Raw genomic sequence first — 20,080 nt, forward strand, 5'->3', positions numbered from 1 at the left:
GAGTCGTTCGGGTCGTGGTAAGCGTTTTGTCGGGCGGCAAGCCTCCTGGCCGGCGCCGGAGGCGCCAGCCTGGGATGCTGCCGGGTGCTTCGGGGTTTAGAAGCGGTACTCGAGCGTTGCCGAGACCTGGCGTGGGTTGCCGTAAAACGCGGTCAGGGTGCCTTCGGTGCCCAGGGTCGGGAACAGGTAGCCGCCGGTCTTGTAGCGCTTGTCGCTCAGGTTCTTGCCGTGCAGGCCGACGCGGACCTTGCCGTCGGTGCGGGTCCAGACGATGCTCGCGTCATACAGCTTGTACGATTCCTGGTCCAGCATCGACGGGGTCTCGAACTGGGCGGTGGCGCCCTTGTACGAGGCGCTGCCGATCAGCGAGAGCTTGCCGCCATGGGCCATCACCGGCATTGGGATGTCGTAGTTGAAGCGCAGGTTGGCCGAGTTCTTCGGCGTGTTCTGGAATACGCGCTGGCCCGCCACGTTCACGCCGGCCGAGATGTATTCCTTGTACTCGGCGTCGATGTAGCTGTACATGCCCGCGACCATGAAGTTCGGGGTGAGGTTGGCAATGGCTTCCAGTTCCGCGCCCTTGATCTTGGCCTTGCCTGCGTTGGTGGTCACGCCGGCGAAGCTGTCGTCGCGGCCGTCGCCGTTGGTGTCGATCGCCACCGAGCCCGGGATCTGGACGTCCTGGTAGTCGCTGTAGAACACCGCGGCGTTGGTGGTGATGCGGCCGCCGTTGAAGGCCGACTTCAGGCCCAGCTCGTAGGTCTCGATGGTTTCCGGCTCGTAGCCGCGCTGCGCCACCGACAGCGGGATGCGGGTGCCGACCACGTTCAGGCGCGGTTCGAAGCCACCGCCCTTGAAGCCTTCGGAATAGGACGCGTACACGTTGTGGTCCGCATTCATCTTGTAGTTCACGGCCACGCGCGGGGTGAACTTCTTGTCCTTGCGTTTCAGGATGCCGCCGCGCAGGTCGGTGTCGGTGCGGAACAGGATAGCGCCGGGATTGCCCATCCCCGGCGACCCGTTGCCACCCAGGTAGATCTGGCGCAGCACTTCGGCTTCGCGCTCGTCGACGGTGTAGCGGCCGCCCAGCGAGACGCTGAAGGCGTCGGTGACGTTGTAGCTGCCGTCGGCATAGATCGCCCAGGCCTTGGTGTCGATGTCGCCCATCGTGTAGGTCGAGGTCGGAACCGCGCCGCCCAGGATGGTGTCGAACTTGTTGAAGGCGTTGGCGTCAATGTAGTAGATCCCAGCCACGCCTTGCAAACGTTCACCGGTGTAGGTGAGGTTGAATTCCTGGCTGAACTGCTCGTTGGTATACAGGGCCGGAACGTGCATGTCGGTGACCGCCAGCGAGTCGAAGTCGATCGGCGCGTAGGACTTGTCCTTGCGCTTGGCGGTGATCGATTTCACGCTCCACTCGTCGTTGATGGTGTATTCGACGGTGGCCGAGACGCCGTGCGCCTTGACTTCCTGGTCCTTGCCAAGCGCCTGCATCAGGTTGGCGCGGGTGTCGAAGACGTTGCTCAGGATCGGGGCGCCGCTGGTGCGGCCGACGATCAGGCGATGGCCGTTCTTTGGGCTGGAATCGTCCTGGGTGACGTCGCCGGCGATGCGGATGAACAGGTCCGGGCTCGGCGTGAACTCGGCAGACAGGCGGGCCGCGGTGACATCCTTGTCGTAGTTGTCGCCGCCGGTGGTCAGGTTCTTGCCGAAGCCGTCGCGCTTGAAGCGGGCGAAGGTGCCGCCGATGCGGGCTGATTCCGAGACCGGGGTGCTGGCGGTGGCGACGATCTCCTTCTGGCCGTACTGGCCGATGGTGGCGCGCAGGCGCGCATCCGGCTGCGGGGCCAGCTTGCGGGTGACGTACTTGACGGCGCCGCCGATGGTGTTGCGGCCGTACAGCGTGCCCTGCGGGCCGCGCAGCACTTCGATGCGCTCGACGTCGTAGATGTCGGCCACGGCGGCCTGCGGGCGCGCCAGGTAGATGTCGTCGATGTAGATGCCGACGCCCGATTCGAAGCCGGCCAGCGGGTCGGCCTGGCCGACGCCGCGGATGAAGGCGGTCAGGGTCGAGTTGGTGGCGCGCGAGGCTTTCAGGGTGGTGTTCGGCAGGGCCGTCGCGAGGGCGGTGATGTCCGGCGTCGCGACCTTCGAGAGCTGGTCGGCGCTGAAGGCGGTGACCGAGACCGGCACGTCCTGCAGGGTTTCCTCGCGGCGGCGGGCGGTCACGACCACCTTGTTGACGCCGCCTTCTCCGGCACTGGCTGCCGGCGGGGCGCCGGCGGCGTCCTGGGCGTAGGCCACGTTGCCGCTAGATAAGACTAGCAGGGCCACGGCGGAATGGATGGCGGGGTTCAGCAGCTTCAGTTTATTCTTGGTCAGACGCATCGATGTCTCCTTGTTTTTGATAGCGGCATGCGTTCAGGTTTTCGCATGGTCAGCAGTTTGCCTCGGTTGGGTTTGGTTAGATAGTCAACAATCGCCCACCCCGTTGTGCAAAAATGCACAGCTCGCTGCACGGGGCTGGTGCGCGTGTTGACAAGGGAGGAATGCGATGGCGCACCGTTTGTGCGCTGCCGCATCGAAAAAGCTTCATTTGATTGCAGGGGGAATGTGCACTAGTGCACAATATGTCATCTTGACATCAAACAACGCGCCCGATGAATACGCTGCCAGAGTGGACCGACCTGCGATTCTTCCTGGAGCTGGCGCGCGCCGGCACCCTGTCGGGCGCTTCGCGCCGGCTGGAAGTCGAGCACACGACCGTAGCCCGGCGCATCGACCGCCTGGAAGCGCAGCTCGGCTCCACCCTGTTCGACCGTTCGCGCGAAGGCTACGAGCTGACCGAGGTCGGGCAGGCGCTGCTGCCGCATGCCGAGGCGATGGAGGGTGCGGCGCTGGCTGCGGCCGAGCAGATCGGCGGGGCGGAAGTGGCGGCCCACGGCGTGGTGCGGCTCGGCGTGCCGGAAGTGTTCGGGGTGCGCGTGGTGGCGCCGCTGCTGGCCAGGCTATTGGCCCAGCACCCGGACCTGTCGATCGACCTGTTGAACCTGCCGCGCTTCGCCAACCTGGCCAACCGCGAGGCCGACCTCGGCGTGATGCTCGATCCGCCCACCACCGGCCGCTACATGGTCACGCGCCTGGCCTCCTTCCACTTCTACCTGTACGCATCGCCTTCCTACCTGGCGAAGCATCCGCCGATCCGGACCCAGGCCCACCTGGCAGGCCACGACTTCGTCGACTACGTGCAGGACCGATTGGCAAGCCGTGAGCTCTCGTACCTGAACGAACTCGGGTTTACCCCGCGCCGCCGCATCTGCTGCTCGGGCATGACCGCGCAGCTCGAAGCAGCCTCGCTCGGCATGGGCCTGATGATGGCGCCGCCCTATGCGATACCTAGCGACGGGCGCCTGGTGCGGGTGCTGCCGGGCTTCCAGGCCGAGCGCTCGTTCTGGCTGGCTGCGCCGACCGACCTGTACCGGCTGCGCCGGGTGAAGGTGGTGTGGAACCTGCTGCGCGAGTGCGCGGAGAACCATCCGGACCTGTTCGTGGAAGAAGGCGTGGGCTTGTCCGCAAGCTGAACACGAACGATATTGCGAGCAGCAGGATGATGGGAGCCGATCAACAAATGGAATACGCGATCGGCACTTCCAGCCGACTGGCCGTGAAGGCGTGAATGCCGTGGCGCTCGCCGCCTTCGCGCAGTACGAACACGCTTATGAGGAATGTCCTACCTTCATCCACGGCGTGCCCTACGCCCGCTACGTGCTGCCGGCCGCGGGTGTGCCGGCAGCGCTCGACAAGCTCGCGGGCGAGCCGTCGAAGATCCCTGGCCAGGCGCTGCTCACTGCGCCTTAGGGTGCCAGGCCTGCACTTCCGCGATCAGCTGCTTGCTCAATACTTCGTTGTCGCCGCCGAACCGGTCGCCGTTATGCAGCGTGACCGCGACGATGCCCGAATCGATGTCCATCTCCAGCTGGCTGTAGAAGTTGAGGATGTAGCCGCCGTGCCCGACCAGGCGCTTGCCGTTGAGCTTGCGCAGCCAGGTCCCGAGTCCATAGCCGGTCGCCTTGCCGTCAGGGAGGAGGTGTTCGGTATTCATGCGCTGCACGCCCTTCGGCGAGACCAGCTTCCCCGACTGCAGCCCGAGCATGAAGGCGGCAAGGTCGTCGACGGTGCTGACCAGGCCGCCGGCGGCATGCAGGTTACTGTTGGCGAGCAGCATGGCGGGCGCGGGACCGCGCTGCTTGTCACCCCTGTAACCGCTGACCAGGCCGGGAATGAGCTGCTGGTCGCTGCCTTCCCGGGTGTGCTTCAGGCCGAGCGGCTGGATGATGCGGCGATCCAGGAAGGCGAAGAAGCCTTCGCCCGAGACCTTTTCGATCACCATGCCGAGCAGGTTGTAGCCGGTATTGTTGTACGCGAATTTCGTCCCGGGCGCGAAGTCGAGCGGGCGGTCGCGTACCGGCGCAACCAGTTCCTCCAGCGTGTGCTCCAGCCGTGCGGTGGTGCGGTAGTAGCCGGAATCCATCGACAGGTTGGGAATGCCGCTCGTATGGCTCAGGAGATGCTCGATCGTGACCTTGTCCCAATGGGGCGGCGCTTCCGGCAGGTAGCGCTTGACCGGGGCGTCGAGGGCAAGCCTGCCTTCGTCGACCAGCAGCATGACGGCGGTCGCCGTGAACAGCTTGGTGGTCGAACCGATCCGGAATACGTGATCGGGGCGGATCGGGACCCCGAGTTCCAGGTTGGCCATGCCGTAGGCCTTGCGCAGGACCGGACGGCCGTCCTTGACGACGAGGGCCGCCACGCCCGGCAGTTCCGGCTTGAAGCGCGCCGCGACGATGTGGTCGAGGGACTGGGTCAGGGTGGCCGGCGTATCGGGCGCAGCCATGACGGCGAAGGGGAAACAGAGCAGCAGAAGGTGGAGGAGGGGGCGCTTCATGCACGTTGATGTCCGACGATGACAGGCGGCGACGATAGCACGCGCCGGCCAGCCGAAAATGCGTGCATTTCCACACTGCCGGGGGAGCGCCCGTTCAGCGCGACTCGCGGAATGGATTGCGCTCGTTCAGCTCGTCCATGTAGTCGTCGATACCGCCTTTTTCACGCTCCAGGAAGCGCTCGATCGCATCGGCGAACGAGGGATGCGCCAGCCAGTGCGCCGACCAGGTACGGGTCGGCAGGAAGCCGCGCGCCATCTTGTGCTCGCCCTGGGCGCCGCCCTCGAAGGCCTGGATATTCTCTTCGATGCAGAACTCGAGCGGCTGGTAGTAGGCCGCCTCGAAGTGCAGGCAGGGCACGTGTTCCAGCTCGCCCCAGTAGCGCCCGAACAGCGTGGTCTCGTTGTGGATCACCAGCGAGGCGGCGATGTCGCGCCCCTCGCGCGAGGCGATGACGAGCAGGATGTTGTCGGGCATGCTCGCGCCGATGCGCCGGAAGAAGTCCAGGTTCAGGTAGGGCGTCGAATAGTGCGCCTTGTAGGTGTGGCGGTAGCAGCGGTTGAACAGCAGCCAGTCGGCATCGAGCGCATCGCGGCCGCGCACGCGCCGCAGCGTGACGCCGGCCTCGCGCACCTTCCTGCGCTCGGCGCGGATGTTCTTGCGCTTCTTCTGTTCGAGCGTGGCCAGGAAGTCTTCGAAAGTGCTGTATCCCCCGTTCAGCCAATGGAACTGCACGCCGCTGCGCAGCATGAAGCCGGCATCCGCAAGCTGGCGCGCCTGTTCCTCGGGCGGGAACAGCACGTGGGTCGAGGAGACCTCGGCCGCGCCCTGCGTGGCCACCAGCACGTCGACCAGTGCTGCACGGGCGGCATCGTCCACCGCCATCAAGCGCGGTCCCGCCACCGGGGTGAACGGGATCGCGCTGAGCAGCTTCGGGTAGTACTCGACCCCGTGCCGGTGGTAGGCATCGGCCCAGGCCCAGTCGAACACGTACTCGCCGTAGGAGTGGCCCTTGACGTAGAGGGGCAGGGCGGCGGCGAGCCGCTCGCCATCGTACAGGGCGATGTACTGCGGCTGCCAGCCGGTGCCGGGTGCCGCGCTGCCGGATTCGTGCAGGGCATGCAGGAAGGCGTAGGACAGGAAGGGGTTGGGATTTTCCTGTGCCGCGACCAGCGCGTCCCACTGCTGCGCTCCAATCTCGGACAAAGAAGAAACGATATGCGTGCGATAATTCAAAATGACATCCCTAACGAATTGATGAGCGACGACGTTGCGAAAGTCTCACCAATGAACAACCGATTCTTCAACCTCTATACGCACCACTTCGCCCGCGTCGCGGTGGCCATCCCGCGCTGCCGCATCGCCGACCCGGCCTTCAACGTCGAGCAGACCCTGCGGCTTGCTCGCCAGGCCGCCGACCAGGGCGCCGTGCTGGTGGCCTTTCCGGAACTTGGCCTGTCGGCCTACAGCTGCGAAGACCTGTTTCACCAGCGTGCGCTGCTCGACGCCTGCCTCGACGGCCTGGCCCGCATCATCGAGGCTTCGAAGGCCCTGCCGGTGGCGCTGGTCGTCGGCCTGCCGCTCAAGGTGAACCACCAGCTCTTCAATTGCGCCGCCGTGGTCGCGGGTGGCCGGGTGCTAGGCGTGGTGCCCAAGAGTTTCCTGCCTAATTATGGCGAGTTTTACGAATCCCGGCAGTTCAGTGCGGCCGATTGCGCAGCTAGCGACCAGATCGAGCTGTTCGGCGCCATCGTGCCCTTCGGCCCCAGCCTGCTGTTCGAGATCGAGAACCTGCCGCTGTTCCGTTTCCACGTCGAGATCTGCGAAGACGTCTGGGTGCCGATCCCGCCGTCCTCGTTCGCGGCGATGGCCGGCGCCACCGTGCTGGTCAACCTGTCGGCCTCGAACGTCGTGGTGGGCAAGAGCGGCTACCGCCACCAGCTGGTCGGCCAGCAGTCGGCGCGCTGCCTGGCGGCCTATCTCTACACCTCGGCCGGCTTCGGAGAATCGACCAACGACATGGCCTGGGACGGCCAGTCGCTCATCTACGAAAAGGGCGAGCTGCTGGCCGAGTCGGAACGCTTCAGCGACGACTCGCACGTGATCTTTGCCGACGTCGACCTGGATCGTTTGTCGAACGAGCGCATGCACGCGACCACCTTCGCGCAGTCGGTGCGCCGCCACGCGGACGAGGTGTCGAAGTTCCGCGTGGTGCAGTTTACGCTCGACCTGCCGCTCGACCGCGACATGCCCCTGGCCCGTACCGTCGAACGCTTCCCTTACGTGCCGGCCGACCAGGCGCGCCGCGACGAGCGCTGCACCGAGGTCTACAACATCCAGGTGCAGGCCCTGATCCAGCGCCTCGCGAGTACCGGCATCAAGAAAGTGGTCATCGGCGTCTCGGGCGGGCTGGACTCGACCCATGCGCTGCTGGTCTGCGCCAAGGCCATGGACCGCCTCGGCCTGCCGCGCACCAACATCCTCGCCTATACCATGCCGGGCTTCGCCACCAGCGAACGCACGCTGAAGCAGGCCAACGACCTGATGGCGGCAGTGGGCTGCAGCGCCCAGCTGATCGACATCCGCCCGAGCTGCATCCAGATGCTCAAGGACCTCGGCCACCCCTATGTGGAAGGCAAGGCAGAGTACGACATCACCTTCGAGAACGTGCAGGCGGGCGAGCGCACCAACCATTTGTTCCGCCTTGCGAACTTCCACAACGGGATCGTGATCGGCACCGGCGACCTGTCGGAACTGGCGCTGGGCTGGTGCACCTACGGCGTGGGCGACCACATGTCGCACTACAACGTCAACGCCAGCGTGCCGAAGACCCTGATTTCCTATCTGGTGCGCTGGGTGGCCGAGACCGGGGCGGTGGTCGAGGGTGGCAAGGACGTGCTGCTGAAGATCCTGGACACCGAGATCAGCCCCGAGCTGGTGCCGGGCGGCGACAAGGACGGCAAGCCGGCGCAGATCACCGAAAACACCATCGGTCCCTACGAGCTGCAGGACTTCAACCTGTACTACACGCTGCGCTACGGCTTCAAGCCGAGCAAGGTGGCCTTCCTCTCCTGGAGCGCCTGGCACGACCGCGAGCAGGGCAGGTGGCCGAGCGCGGCCTCGGCTCGCAACGAGTACGGGCTGGCCGCGATCAAGAAGAACCTGGGCATCTTCCTGTGGCGCTTCTTCAAGACCAGCCAGTTCAAGCGCACCTGCGTGCCGAACGGGCCGAAGGTCGGCAACGGCGGCTCGCTGTCGCCGCGCGGCGACTGGCGCGCACCTTCGGATTCCGAGGCCACCGTGTGGATGGATGACCTGAAGAATATTCCAGACTAACCGTGTTTATTTGAGAGACAAGAAAATGAAACAGATTACCTGCGTGATCAAACCCTTCAAGCTCGACGAAGTGCGCGAGGCGCTGGCCGAAGTGAACGTCACCGGCCTGACCGTGACCGAAGTGAAGGGCTTCGGCCGCCAGAAGGGCCATACCGAGCTGTATCGCGGCGCCGAATACGTGGTGGACTTCCTGCCGAAGGTGAAGATCGAGGTGGTGGTGGACGACGCCATGGCCGACGGGGTGGTCGACGCCATCATCAAGGCGGCCCGCACCGGCAAGATCGGCGACGGCAAGATTTTTGTTCAGAACGTCGAGCAGGTGATTCGCATCCGTACCGGCGAGACCGGGGCGGACGCCGTGTAAGCTTGTCGTAGGGTGGGCGGCTATACCGAGGAGGGGGCATACCGACGCTTCTGATGCCGCCCACGCGGTGATCTAACGCTCAGCGCGTGGGCGGCGCAACTGACACTGGCTGAATATTGTGTCGAGTAAAGCCGCCCACCCTACCGCCCCATGCGCAAATCGAACTTCCAGGTAATCAGGCGCAGCCCGCTGATGAATAGCGCGCTCGACCACAGCGCGAAGTCGGGATCCACGCCGTACTTGCCCATCAGGAGGAACAGCCAGTTCCCCAGAAAGGCGCAGATCGCGTAGGGCTTCCCGTCGCGGAACACCATCGGCACTTCGTTGCAGACGATGTCGCGCAGCACCCCGCCGAAGATCCCGGTAATCACGCCCATCATCGAGGCGATGAAGATCGGCATGTCGGCGGCCAGCGCGGCAGACACGCCGGCGACCGAGAACAGACCAAGACCTACGGCGTCGGCGATGACGATGAGGCGCTCGGAGACGATCTGGCGCAGCGTGCGGATCAGCGGCGAGGCCACCAGGGCCAGCACGAAGATCAGGATTGCGTATTCCTGGTGGATGACCCAGAACAGCGGCCGGCGGTCGAGCAGGATGTCGCGCAGGGTGCCGCCGCCGAAAGCGGTGATGAAGGCCACCGTAAAGACGCCCACCAGGTCCATGCGCTTGCGCCGCGCTTCGATGAAGCCGGAGAAGGCGCCGACCAGGATCGCCATGATTTCGATGAACTTGATGAGGGTCATGCGGTGATGAAGAGCGGGTGGTGTTGCTAGACTACCATGCCGCTCGGCATTTACGGTAGGGCGGGGCGGGGAACCCGCCCACGCTACAGCAGCGGCAGCCGCACCGAGAAGATGACCTCGTTCCCATCATGGCGATACGCGATCTCGCCATGGTGCTCGCGCACGATCTGCTGTGCGATGTACAGGCCCAGCCCCATGCCCGTGCGATTGCGCGGGTTGTTCAGCGACGCCCGCTTGAACGGGTTGAACAGCGTCGCCACCACCTCCGTCGGGATCTGCCCGCCCGCATTGCTGACGTCGACCACTGCCTCCTTGCCCTCCACGCGCACGCAGATGCGCACCGGCTTGCCCACCTCGCCATGGTGGCGCGCATTGCTCAGCAGGTTGGACAGCACCTGTCCCAGCCGCCCGCTGTCGGCATTGACCATCGCCTGCTCGTCGCAGGTGAGCAGGAAGGGAACGGTCGGGTAGGCCAGGCGCGCCTCGTCGATCAGGTCTTCCACCAGCGCCGTCAGGTTGACCGGCTCGAGCGTCACGCCCAGGCCCAGGCCGCCGTCGATGCGGCTCATGTCCAGCACCTGCGAGATCATGCGCTGCATGCGGCTGGTGGACGATTGGATGCGCTTGCCCAGGGTCGGCTGGGCGCTGCCTTTTTCCAGCACCATGCCGGCCATGTTGATCGAATGGAGCGGATCGCGCAGGTCGTGGCCGAGCATGGCCAGCAACTGGGCGCGCGTGGCTTCGGTCTGGGCGCGGCGCGAGGTCATCACGCGCACCAGCTCGGCCAGGGTCAGGCGAGAATTGGCCAGGATGGTCGATTCCCACGGATGCGCATGGCCGCGCACCGTCTCGTACCAGGCGTCGAAGGAGCCGCGCGGCGTCAGGCGCTCGCCCAGCGGCCCGAATGTCGTGGTCTTTTCCGGCAGGCCGCCCCAGGCGACCTGTTCGATCTGCTCGACGCGCAGCAGCACGTTCCAGCCGTTCGCTGCCGGATCGAAGGGCATGGCAAGCAGCCCGACCCACTTGCCGAGCCGGTCGCGGATCGATTCCGGCCAGTCGTCCAGCTTCTCGCGCACCACGAGGTCGTGCTCGGCGTCGGGCAGGGAAGCGACAATGGCTTCGGCCAGGTCGTGGGGAAGGTCCCCATGCACACGGACCTTGCCGTAGTAGCAGGTGACCTGGGCCTGGGCCTGCGTGGCCGCCAGCACCGCCTCGGCGAAGCGGCCGAAGGTTTCGAGCGGATCGTCCTCGATCAGCAAGTCTTCGACCAGCTTGGTGCGGGTCGAAGCCGCGCGTTCGACCATCTGGGTTTCCTGGCGCGACTCGATGCTGTGGATGGTCGAGGCCATTACCTGGGCCAGCACGTCGGCTGCCATGCGGATCGAATAGGGCACGAGCTTGCGCGACATGTGGTGGCAGGCGATCAGTCCCCACAGCCGGCCGTTGATGACGATCGACACGCTCATCGAGGCGCCGACGCCCATGTTTTTCAAATACTCGATGTGGACCGGCGAGACGCTGCGCAGCACGGCGTGGCTCATGTCGAGCGGCAGCGCATCGGCCGGGCCCAGCAGCGGCACCATCGTGTCGTTGACATCGATGATCGAGCGCAGCGTGTTCAAAACGTACAGGCGGCGCGCCTGGGCCGGGATGTCCGAGGCCGGGTAGCGCTGGCCGAGGTAGGGCACGATGTCCTCGCGCCGGGCTTCGGCGACGACGTCGCCGCTGTCGTCCGGGCGGAAGCGGTAGGCCATCACGCGGTCGAAACCGGTGAACTCGCGGATCTGGTCCACCGCGATGGACAGCAGGCCTTCGATGGTTTTCTGGCGGCGCAGGCGGTCGATGGAGGCGTGCGCCTTGAGCGCGAACTGCGTCACCTCGTCGGCGCTCACCTCGCGCCGTTCGAATTCTGCGATCACCCGGCCGAGGGCGGCGTGCACGACACAGTCGAAATCCATGCCGTTGATGCAGACCGGGACCATCGAGGGCGAGACTTCAGGCTCGCCCGGCCCGATGTAGTCGATCAGGAGTTCGAGCGCTGCCCGCGGCAGAGCCAGCGAGGCATAGGGAACGCCGAGTTCGGGCGTGATGCCGAGCATCGCCGGGGCATTGGCACTCCAGCCTTCGAGCGCGCCGTCGGCAGTGAAGAAGAGGAGGGTGCCGTGGGGCTGGATCGAGCCGGGGATGTGGATCGGCTCATCGGCACAATTCAGCAGGTCGACCTGGCGACCGTGCTCCATCGGAACCACGGATGTACCCTTCAATTCGCCACCATTCCCTTCTCGTCAAATCCGGCAAATCCCGGACGAGCGCATTGTACAGCCAATACATATTCAGACACATTCTACTAGTGTGCCGACGTTGTATTCCGTACGTTTGCTCACTCGAGCAGGGCAGGGCGCAACAGGACGATCAGGGCGCCGTGGCCACCATCTTTCTTTCCCGCAACGCAGAAGGCGACGACTTCGCTCTTTTGTACCAGCCAGCTGTGCACGATCCCGCGCAGCACCGGTTCGCCCTTCGGCGAGCCGTAGCCGATGCCATGGACGATGCGTACGCAGCGCACGCCGCGGCGGTTGGCACGGTGGAGGAAATCGGTAACGGCGTCGCGCGCCTGGTCGCGGTTCATGCCGTGCAGGTCGAGCTCGTCCTGCACCGGCCAATGGCGCTTGCGCAGCTTCTTTACGACGTCAGGTCCCACGCCCGGCTGGGCATAGCTGAGGGAAGGGTCTTCGTCGAGCAGGCCCTCGACGTCGAACTGGTCGGACAGCGACTCGCGCAGCACCGCTTCGATTTCCTCTTCCTCGGTGAGCGGCGTGCGGTCCTTGAAGACACGGTCGGACGCCACGTACACCGGGCGGTACACGTAGCGATTCGATTCAGGGAGCTTCGTCACGCCCTGCATCGCGCCGCGGAATTCCACGGCGCGTTCGCGCGCGATCCGCTCGCGCTTCTCGCGCTCGGCCTTCTCGATGGCGCGCAGGCGCTCGTCTTCCTTGAGCTTGTCGCGCAAGCCCTTCAGTTCAGAGAAATCCTTCATGCCCGCCATCGTACTACTGCTCCTTATTTTGGATCGTCTTCCAGCGCTTCCAGGTAGCGCTGCGCGTCGAGCGCCGCCATGCAGCCAGTGCCCGAGCTGGTGATCGCCTGGCGATACACGTGGTCCTGGACGTCGCCGGCCGCGAACACGCCCGGCACGCTGGTGGCGGTCGCCATGCCCTCGGTGCCCGAACGGGTCTTGATGTAACCGTTGTGCATTTCAAGCTGGCCTTCGAAGATGCCCGTGTTCGGCTTGTGGCCGATTGCCACGAACAGGCCGTGCACGGCCACGTCCTTGGCCTCGCCAGTGGTGGCCGACTTGATGCGCAGGCCGGTCACGCCGCTGTTGTCGCCCAGGACTTCGTCCAGGGTATGGTTGAGTTCCAGCACAATCTTGCCTTCCTGGACCTTGTGCATCAGACGGTCGACCAGGATCGGCTCGGCGCGGAACTTGTCGCGGCGGTGGATCAAGGTGACCTTGGAGGCGATGCCGGCCAGGTACAGGGCTTCCTCGACCGCGGTGTTGCCGCCGCCGATGACCGCCACTTCCTGGTTGCGGTAGAAGAAACCGTCGCAGGTGGCGCAGGCCGACACGCCCTTGCCCATGAAGGCCTGTTCCGACGGCAGGCCGAGGTACTGGGCCGAGGCGCCGGTGGCGATGATCAGGGCGTCGCAGGTGTACTCGTTGGAGTCGCCGACCAGGCGGATCGGTTTTTCGTTCAGGTAGGTGGTGTGGATGTGGTCGAACACGATCTCGGTGTTGAAGCGCTCCGCATGCTGCAGCAGGCGCTGCATCAGTTCCGGACCCTGTACGCCCAGCGGATCGCCCGGCCAGTTCTCGACGTCGGTCGTGGTCATCAGCTGTCCACCCTGTTCGACGCCGGTCACCAGCATCGGGCTCAGGTTGGCGCGCGCGGCGTAGACCGCTGCGCTGTAGCCGGCAGGACCGGAACCGAGAATCAGGACTTTGGCGTGTTTGGAAGTAGTCATGGGAGGCTTCAATAAGAGATGAACATGCGGAAACTGGGGGCGGCCTTTGGAAAGATCAAGGCTCGGTTTGCAACACTGGATTATAGACGATGATTCACACGAGCATGAATCGTAGGCCAGCCCAGCCGTATATGGCTTAGAATGGGCGGATTATTGATAGCGAACACTTCTTTTTCGCTTTTCATATCACTCATGTAATCACTTCGGCAGTACCGAGCAATGAGCAAGAACAGCCCCGCCAGCGCCTCTGGCTACACCCGCACTGCGCAATCCACGCGCGCCCGCCAGCCCCTGCCTGGCCGGCTCTCGCGCCTCTTGTCGGAAGCGCGCTGGATTGCCATGGCCGTGGCCTTCCTGTACTTCGTCCTTATTTTATTAAGCTATAACAAGGGCGACCCCGGCTGGTCGCACGCCAATTCCGTCCCCAGGATCGCCAACCTGGGCGGCAAGGCCGGCGCCTGGCTGTCCGACCTGCTGCTGTTCATCTTCGGCTTCTCGGCCTGGTGGTGGGGCGTGATCTTCCTGCGCGGGGTCTGGAAGGGCTGGCGCCGCCTGACCGACAAGCTCGGCCCGGCGGACGAGGAGCCGCCCCACGCCGGCGAGATGTATGTGCGCTGGACCGGCTTCGCGATCATGTTCGCCGGCAGCCTGGGACTCGAATACCTGCGCATGTGGTCGTGGAACGTCGAGCTGCCGCGCGCGGCGGGTGGCGTACTGGGCCAGCTGATCGGCCATTCGGCCCACGTCGCCTTCGGCTTTACCGGCGCGACCCTGCTCCTGCTGCTGCTGTTCGGCCTGGGCTTCTCGCTGTTCTTCCAGGTATCCTGGCTGGCCGTGGCCGAGCGCATCGGCGAGACGGTCGAGAACACCATCGGCTGGTTCCGCATGCGCATGGAAGACCACGAGGACCGCAAGCAGGGCGAAGCCGCGGCCGTCAAGCGCGACGAGCTGGTGGTCAACGAGCGCCAGAAGTACACCGAAAAGCATCCGGCCCCGCCGCCGATCGTCAAGGCCGAGCCGGCGCTGGAGCCGCGCGCTGAACCGGTCATTCTGCCGCCGTCGGTGCCGGCCTCGCTTGCCATGCCGGCGACCGCCCCGGCGCCGATGGCCCAGGCCCCGGCACCGTCGATCAAGATCGAGCCGCAGATGACCAGCGTGCCGAAGTCCGAGCGCGCCCAGAAAGAGATGCAGACCCCGCTGTTCCACGAGCTGGCGAGCGATGGCGGCCTGCCGCCGCTGGCCCTGTTGGACGAGGCGCCGCCGGCGCAGGAGGCGGTCTCCATCGAGACCCTGGAGTTCACCAGCCGCCTGATCGAGAAGAAGCTGTCCGACTTCGGCGTCGAAGCCAAGGTCGTGGCCGCCTATCCCGGTCCCGTCGTCACCCGCTACGAGATCGAACCGGCCACCGGCGTGAAGGGCAGCCAGATCGTCAACCTGGCGCGCGACCTGGCACGTTCGCTGTCGCTGACCTCGATCCGCGTGGTCGAGACCATCCCGGGCAAGAACTACATGGCGCTCGAGCTACCGAACCCGAAGCGCCAGATCGTGCGCCTGTCGGAAATCGTCGGCTCCAAGGTCTATGGCGACAGCGCCTCCGCGCTGACGGTCGCCCTGGGCAAGGACATCGCCGGCAAGCCGGTGTGCGCCGACCTGGCCAAGATGCCGCACCTGCTGGTGGCCGGCACCACCGGTTCCGGCAAGTCGGTGGGCATCAACGCCACCATCCTCTCGCTGCTGTACAAGGCCGACCCGGCCGACGTGCGCCTGATCCTGATCGACCCGAAGATGCTGGAAATGTCGGTGTACGAGGGCATCCCGCATCTGCTGGCGCCGGTCGTGACCGACATGCGCCAGGCCGGCCACGCGCTGAACTGGGCGGTAAACGAGATGGAACGCCGCTACAAGCTGATGAGTAAACTCGGCGTGCGCAACCTGGCCGGCTACAACGGCAAGATCCTCGAGGCCGCCAAGCGCGAGGAGCACATCCCGAACCCGTTCTCGATCACCCCGGATTCGCCGGAACCGCTGGAGAAGCTGCCGACCATCGTCATCATCATCGACGAACTGGCCGACCTGATGATGGTCGTGGGCAAGAAGGTGGAAGAGCTGATCGCCCGTATCGCCCAGAAGGCGCGCGCGGCCGGCATCCACCTGATCCTGGCGACCCAGCGGCCGTCGGTGGACGTCATTACCGGCCTGATCAAGGCGAACATCCCGACCCGCATCGCCTTCCAGGTCTCGTCCAAGATCGACTCGCGCACGATTCTCGACCAGATGGGCGCGGAAACCCTGCTGGGCATGGGTGACATGCTGTACATGCCGCCCGGTACCGGCCTGCCGATCCGCGTGCACGGCGCCTTCGTGTCGGACGACGAAGTGCATCGAGTTGTAAAACATCTCCAGTCGCTGGGCGAACCGAACTATATTGAAGGCATTCTCGAAGGCGGCACGCTGGAAGAGGGCAATGCCGAAGGCATCCCCGCGGGCGAAGGCGGCGGCGAATCGGATGCAATGTACGACCAGGCCGTGGCCGTGGTGCTCAAGAACCGCAAGGCCTCGATCTCGCTGGTCCAGCGCCACCTGCGCATCGGCTACAACCGGGCCGCCCGCCTGATCGAGCAGATGGAGCAGAGCGGCCTGGTGTCGCCGATGCAGTCGAACGGCAACCGCGACATCCTCGTGCCGGCCACGACCGCCGAATAACCCACGCCCACCGCCGCGGATCGTTTTTCGTAGGGTGGGCGGGTCCCCCGCCCACGCGGTCAACGCACGGTGGCGGACCACAACAAGAGGAATGCATATGAAATTCACGACTACCCGCTTCGCAGCACTCATCGCAGGCGCAACGCTGGCCGTTTCGGGCACCGCCAGCGCCGCCGCTCTCGACCAGTTCAAGAGCTTCGTCGCCACCACCAAATCCGCCAAGGGCGAATTCACCCAGCAGCAGCTGACGAAATCCAAGAGCGGCAAGCTAGCTCCGGTCTCGAGCGGCAGCTTCGTCTTCGCCCGTCCCGGCAAGTTCATCTGGACCTACCAGAAGCCCTACGAGCAGCTGCTGCAGGCCGACGGCGAAACGCTCTACATCTACGACAAGGACCTGAACCAGGTCACCACCCGCAAGCTGGGCAACGCCCTGGGCTCGTCCCCGGCCGCCATCCTGTTCGGCAGCAACGACCTGGAGAAGAACTTCACCCTGTCCGAAGCGGGCGAGCGTGACGGCGCCGAGTGGCTGACCGCGGTGCCCAAGACGAAGGACACCACCTTCGAGCAGATCGGCATCGGCCTGAAGGGCGGCGTGCCGGTGGCAATGGAGCTGAAGGACCAGTTCGGCCAGGTCTCGCTGCTGAAGTTCACCAACTTCCAGCGCAATCCGGCGCTGGGCGCCCAGCAGTTCACCTTCTCGGTGCCGAAGGGCGCCGACGTGGTCAACCAGTAAAGTCTTTCGGGCGCTACCGGATGATCGTCGTGGCGGCGCCCGCGCTGAGCGAAAGCGGAAGGGCGGTCGGCAAGCCCTGAACTCAGTAGATCCGGGTACGCAGGTCGATGTGCTTGATCGGCTCGAGATCGAGGAAGGCGGAGTCGGTCGGTGCGGCCTGCAGCGTGACCCAGATGGTGTGCTCCTCGTAGAAGTAGGAGCGGTTCGAGCCGAACAGCGAAGAGCGGAAGCGGGCGTTCCAGTCGATCCGGACGGCATCACCCACGCCGCCTTCGAACAGGGGCGAGGCCAGCCAGGCCGGCCATTGGGTGGTCAGCATGCTGTCCCAGGGCCGAAACAAGGACACCGCAAACGCATCGCCGACCCGCCAGGCTTTCAGATTGTCCGGCCGGGCAGGCCGGTCATGGGCCCAGGCGGGATCGTCCAGGGGCCGGACCAGGTGGCGCGGTTCGAAGCCCTCCGTTTCCAGCACCGCCACTTCATGACGGATCGTGTCATCCCCGCTCAAGAGCGGCAGGCGGTGGACGCGGGGCACGGCCAATCGCACTCCGGCATCGGCGGCGGCGCGCGAGGCCTTGGTCCACCTGGACCAGACGTCCTGGATCATCAGGACGGGCGCGGCTTTCTTCATGGGACGGCTCCGGCGTGGAAAACACCGGATTATAGGGCAGGCCCGCCCGCGCAGCCTGCTGCCCGCCTGCCCGCGGTGGCCGCATCGGCTACACTAGCCACATGCACAACCATTTGCTTCAATTCGCATCCCCGTTGACCGTCCCAGGAGCGCGTCATGGATGACCTGTTCAAGACCGAACCCTCTCCGCCGCTGGCGGAAGCGCTGCGCCCGCGTACCATCGACGAAGTCATCGGCCAGAGCCACCTGCTCGGCCCCGGCAAGCCGCTGAACCTCGTGTTCAAGTCCGGCAAGCCGCATTCGATGATCCTGTGGGGGCCGCCCGGCGTGGGCAAGACCACGCTGGCGCGCCTGACCGCCTACGCCTTCGACTGCGAGTTCATCGCGCTGTCGGCCGTGCTGTCAGGCGTAAAGGACATCCGCGCCGCCGTCGAACAGGCCGAGCACTACCTCCAGCAGGGCAAGCACACTATCCTGTTCATCGACGAGATTCACCGCTTTAACAAGTCGCAGCAGGATGCCTTGCTGCCCTTCGTGGAGTCGGGCCTGGTGACCCTGATCGGGGCCACCACCGAAAATCCTTCGTTCGAGGTCAACTCGGCACTGTTGTCGCGCTCGCAGGTCTACGTGCTGAAGGCGCTGAACGACGAGGAGATGCGCCAGTTGCTCAAACGCGCCCAGGAGCGCGTGCTGCAGCACCTGAGCTTCGACGAAGTCGCGGTCGACACCCTGGTCGGCTATGCGGACGGCGATGCGCGCCGTTTCCTCAACCTGCTGGAACAGACCAAGACCTCAAGCGACACGGCGGGCGTCACCCGTATCACGGCCGAATTCGTCGAGAACGCGCTGACGCTCAACGCGCGCCGCTTCGACAAGGGCGGCGACAACTTCTACGACCAGATCTCGGCCCTGCACAAATCGGTGCGCGGCTCGCATCCGGACGCGGCGCTCTATTGGCTGTGCCGCATGCTGGATGGCGGCGCCGACGCCAAATACCTGTCGCGCCGCATCGTGCGCATGGCCTGGGAAGACATCGGCCTGGCCGACCCGCGCGCGCTCCAGATCGCCAACGATGCCGCCACGACCTACGAGCGCCTCGGTTCGCCCGAAGGCGAGCTGGCCCTGGGCCAGGCCGTGATCTACCTGGCGATCGCCGCCAAGAGCAATGCCGGCTACAACGCCTTCAACGAAGCGATGGCTTTCGTGAAGAAGGACAAGTCGCGCGAGGTTCCGGTTCATCTGCGCAATGCGCCGACCAAGCTGATGAAGGAACTCGGCTACGGCCACGCTTACCGCTATGCCCACGACGAGCCGCATGCCTATGCGGCGGGCGAGACCTACCTGCCGGACGGCATGCGCGAGCCGGGCTGGTACCGGCCGGTGCCGCGCGGCGTGGAATCGAAGATCGCCGAGAAGCTTGCCTTCCTGCGCAGCCTCGACGACGAGGCGGGCGGGGCCTGACAAAAAAAGCCCCACGATGGGCTGGCCATCGCAGGGCTTGGTGTTGCGGGCAGGGCTGTATCGAGTGCCCCTGCCGCTATGCCTCGATCAGTAGTTCTCGTAGGCGCCGATGTCCCAGGCGCCGCCTTTCGGACGGGCCACGTTGAGGATGTCGACGGTCGGGGCATAGTTCTTGGTGCCCTTGTTCACGGCCGGCGAGGTGCTCTGCAGGCGATAGTCGCCGGCGCCGGTCGGGTTGTAGCTGACGAACTTCGGATCGGCGGTGACGGTGCCGGTGGCGCTGCCGGCGCGCAGCGTGATGGCCGAGCCGTTGCCGTTGACCAGGTTGTTCGCGGTGACGTTGCCCGAGCCGATGCAGTTCTGGCCCGAGTAGCAGTACTGCGAGATGCCCTGGCGCGGGTTCTTGTACACGATGTTGTTGACGACCATCGTGTTCTTCAGCTGGATGTTGCCCGGCTTGTCGCCCACGCCGGTGACGATGCCGCCGCCCATGCCGCTCGAACCGTTGGCGAACACGGTGTTGTTGGCGATGATCGAATCGGTCGCGGCGTGCCACAGGTGGATGCCGTAGGCCGAAGCGCGGTAGACGATGTTGTTCAGGATCTTGCTGCCCTTGTTGGACGAGTAGATCCCCTGCACGCCGTTGCAGCCGCCCGGCTTGCCGATGTCGTGCACGACGTTGCCGATGATGTGGCCGGCCGAGCTGGTGTAGTTGGCGTTGACGATGCCGGCGCCGCCGCTGCCGGTGCAGCCGCCCGAGACGGTGATGTGGTGGACGCGGTTATTGGTCACCAGGGTGTTCGAGCCCATGTTCTGGATACCCAGGCGGCCCGGGCCGCTGATATCAAAACCGTTGATCTCGACATAGCTGCCGTTGTTGAGCCACATGACTTCGGTGCCGCTGCCGACGATCTTGGCGCCCCACTTGGTATCGGACACGAAGCGGATGGCGCCGGTCGAGGTGCCGCTGAGCCTGGTCGAGACATTGCCGTAGTAGGTGCCCGGGGCCACGTGCACGGTGGTGTTGGCCTTGGCCACCGAGGCGGCCTTGTTGATGGTCTTGAACGGACGCGCCTGGGTACCCGGGTTCGAATCCGAACCGGTGGTGGCCACGTACAGGGGGTAGAACGAGGT

At 65.2% G+C, this 20,080-nt stretch carries 16 protein-coding genes; 7 read left to right on the forward strand and 9 right to left on the reverse strand.

Annotated elements, in window-relative coordinates; genetic code table 11:
• Positions 1-96 precede the first annotated feature (96 nt).
• Positions 97-2,388 carry a TonB-dependent receptor gene (locus MA09_RS15800; protein WP_036250480.1) on the reverse strand — a complete coding sequence of 764 codons (2,292 nt, stop codon included), beginning with the start codon at positions 2,386-2,388 and terminating at the stop codon, positions 97-99.
• A 272-nt stretch (positions 2,389-2,660) separates the two neighbouring features.
• Between MA09_RS15800 and MA09_RS15805 the strand changes: the two genes are divergently transcribed.
• Positions 2,661-3,581: a LysR family transcriptional regulator gene (locus MA09_RS15805; protein WP_036250482.1), complete on the forward strand. Its 921-nt coding sequence runs from the start codon at positions 2,661-2,663 to the stop codon at positions 3,579-3,581.
• A 100-nt stretch (positions 3,582-3,681) separates the two neighbouring features.
• On the forward strand, positions 3,682-3,858 hold the full coding sequence (locus MA09_RS24885; RefSeq protein ID WP_161783231.1) for a hypothetical protein: 177 nt from the start codon (positions 3,682-3,684) through the stop codon (positions 3,856-3,858).
• Here the strand turns inward: MA09_RS24885 and MA09_RS15810 are convergent.
• Positions 3,845-4,945, reverse strand: a complete 1,101-nt coding sequence (locus MA09_RS15810; protein WP_051933508.1) for a serine hydrolase — start codon at positions 4,943-4,945, stop codon at positions 3,845-3,847. The genes MA09_RS24885 and MA09_RS15810 overlap by 14 nt on opposite strands.
• Before the next feature lie 94 nt (positions 4,946-5,039).
• The gene (locus MA09_RS15815; RefSeq protein WP_036250484.1) at positions 5,040-6,179 is read right to left on the reverse strand and encodes a GNAT family N-acetyltransferase; all 1,140 of its coding nucleotides are present in this window, start codon (positions 6,177-6,179) and stop codon (positions 5,040-5,042) included.
• A 51-nt stretch (positions 6,180-6,230) separates the two neighbouring features.
• On the opposite strand from MA09_RS15815, the gene MA09_RS15820 reads away from it, so the two are divergent.
• Together MA09_RS15820 and MA09_RS15825 are read left to right on the forward strand one after the other, a co-directional pair.
• Positions 6,231-8,279, forward strand: a complete 2,049-nt coding sequence (locus MA09_RS15820; protein ID WP_036250486.1) for an NAD(+) synthase — start codon at positions 6,231-6,233, stop codon at positions 8,277-8,279.
• 25 nt (positions 8,280-8,304) lie between these two features.
• Positions 8,305-8,643, forward strand: coding sequence for a P-II family nitrogen regulator (locus MA09_RS15825; RefSeq protein ID WP_036250489.1), 339 nt, complete (start codon positions 8,305-8,307; stop codon positions 8,641-8,643).
• A 140-nt stretch (positions 8,644-8,783) separates the two neighbouring features.
• Here MA09_RS15825 and MA09_RS15830 read toward each other — a convergent pair whose 3' ends face one another.
• The 4 genes from MA09_RS15830 to trxB all read right to left on the reverse strand — a co-directional run bounded on the left by MA09_RS15830 (position 8,784) and on the right by trxB (position 13,418).
• A complete protein-coding gene (locus MA09_RS15830) occupies positions 8,784-9,389 on the reverse strand; it encodes a trimeric intracellular cation channel family protein (RefSeq protein WP_036250491.1) in 606 nt (201 codons plus the stop codon).
• Between the two features lie 83 nt (positions 9,390-9,472).
• Complete coding sequence (locus tag MA09_RS15835; protein ID WP_229440750.1) at positions 9,473-11,653, reverse strand: ATP-binding protein; 2,181 nt, start codon at positions 11,651-11,653, stop codon at positions 9,473-9,475.
• 116 nt (positions 11,654-11,769) lie between these two features.
• Entirely contained in the window at positions 11,770-12,438 is a 669-nt protein-coding gene (locus tag MA09_RS15840; protein ID WP_036250497.1) for a Smr/MutS family protein, read from the reverse strand.
• A gap of 14 nt (positions 12,439-12,452) precedes the next feature.
• The gene (gene trxB / locus MA09_RS15845) at positions 12,453-13,418 is read right to left on the reverse strand and encodes a thioredoxin-disulfide reductase (protein WP_036250499.1); all 966 of its coding nucleotides are present in this window, start codon (positions 13,416-13,418) and stop codon (positions 12,453-12,455) included.
• Positions 13,419-13,637: 219 nt separating this feature from the next.
• Between trxB and MA09_RS15850 the strand changes: the two genes are divergently transcribed.
• Positions 13,638-16,121: a DNA translocase FtsK gene (locus MA09_RS15850; RefSeq protein ID WP_036250501.1), complete on the forward strand. Its 2,484-nt coding sequence runs from the start codon at positions 13,638-13,640 to the stop codon at positions 16,119-16,121.
• A gap of 97 nt (positions 16,122-16,218) precedes the next feature.
• Complete coding sequence (gene lolA / locus MA09_RS15855) at positions 16,219-16,854, forward strand: outer membrane lipoprotein chaperone LolA (protein WP_036250504.1); 636 nt, start codon at positions 16,219-16,221, stop codon at positions 16,852-16,854.
• 82 nt (positions 16,855-16,936) lie between these two features.
• Here the strand turns inward: lolA and MA09_RS15860 are convergent, their stop codons facing one another.
• Complete coding sequence (locus MA09_RS15860) at positions 16,937-17,485, reverse strand: hypothetical protein (protein WP_036250507.1); 549 nt, start codon at positions 17,483-17,485, stop codon at positions 16,937-16,939.
• A 156-nt stretch (positions 17,486-17,641) separates the two neighbouring features.
• Here MA09_RS15860 and MA09_RS15865 point away from each other — a divergent pair, with 156 nt between their 5' ends.
• Positions 17,642-18,946, forward strand: coding sequence for a replication-associated recombination protein A (locus MA09_RS15865; protein WP_036250509.1), 1,305 nt, complete (start codon positions 17,642-17,644; stop codon positions 18,944-18,946).
• Positions 18,947-19,033: 87 nt separating this feature from the next.
• On the opposite strand, the gene MA09_RS15870 is transcribed toward MA09_RS15865, so the two are convergent.
• On the reverse strand, positions 19,034-20,080 hold a 1,047-nt coding region (locus MA09_RS15870; protein ID WP_036250511.1), incomplete at its 5' end, for a choice-of-anchor Q domain-containing protein.

Origin of the sequence: Massilia sp. BSC265, assembly GCF_000740675.1 — a bacterium.
GTDB lineage: Bacteria > Pseudomonadota > Gammaproteobacteria > Burkholderiales > Burkholderiaceae_D > Telluria.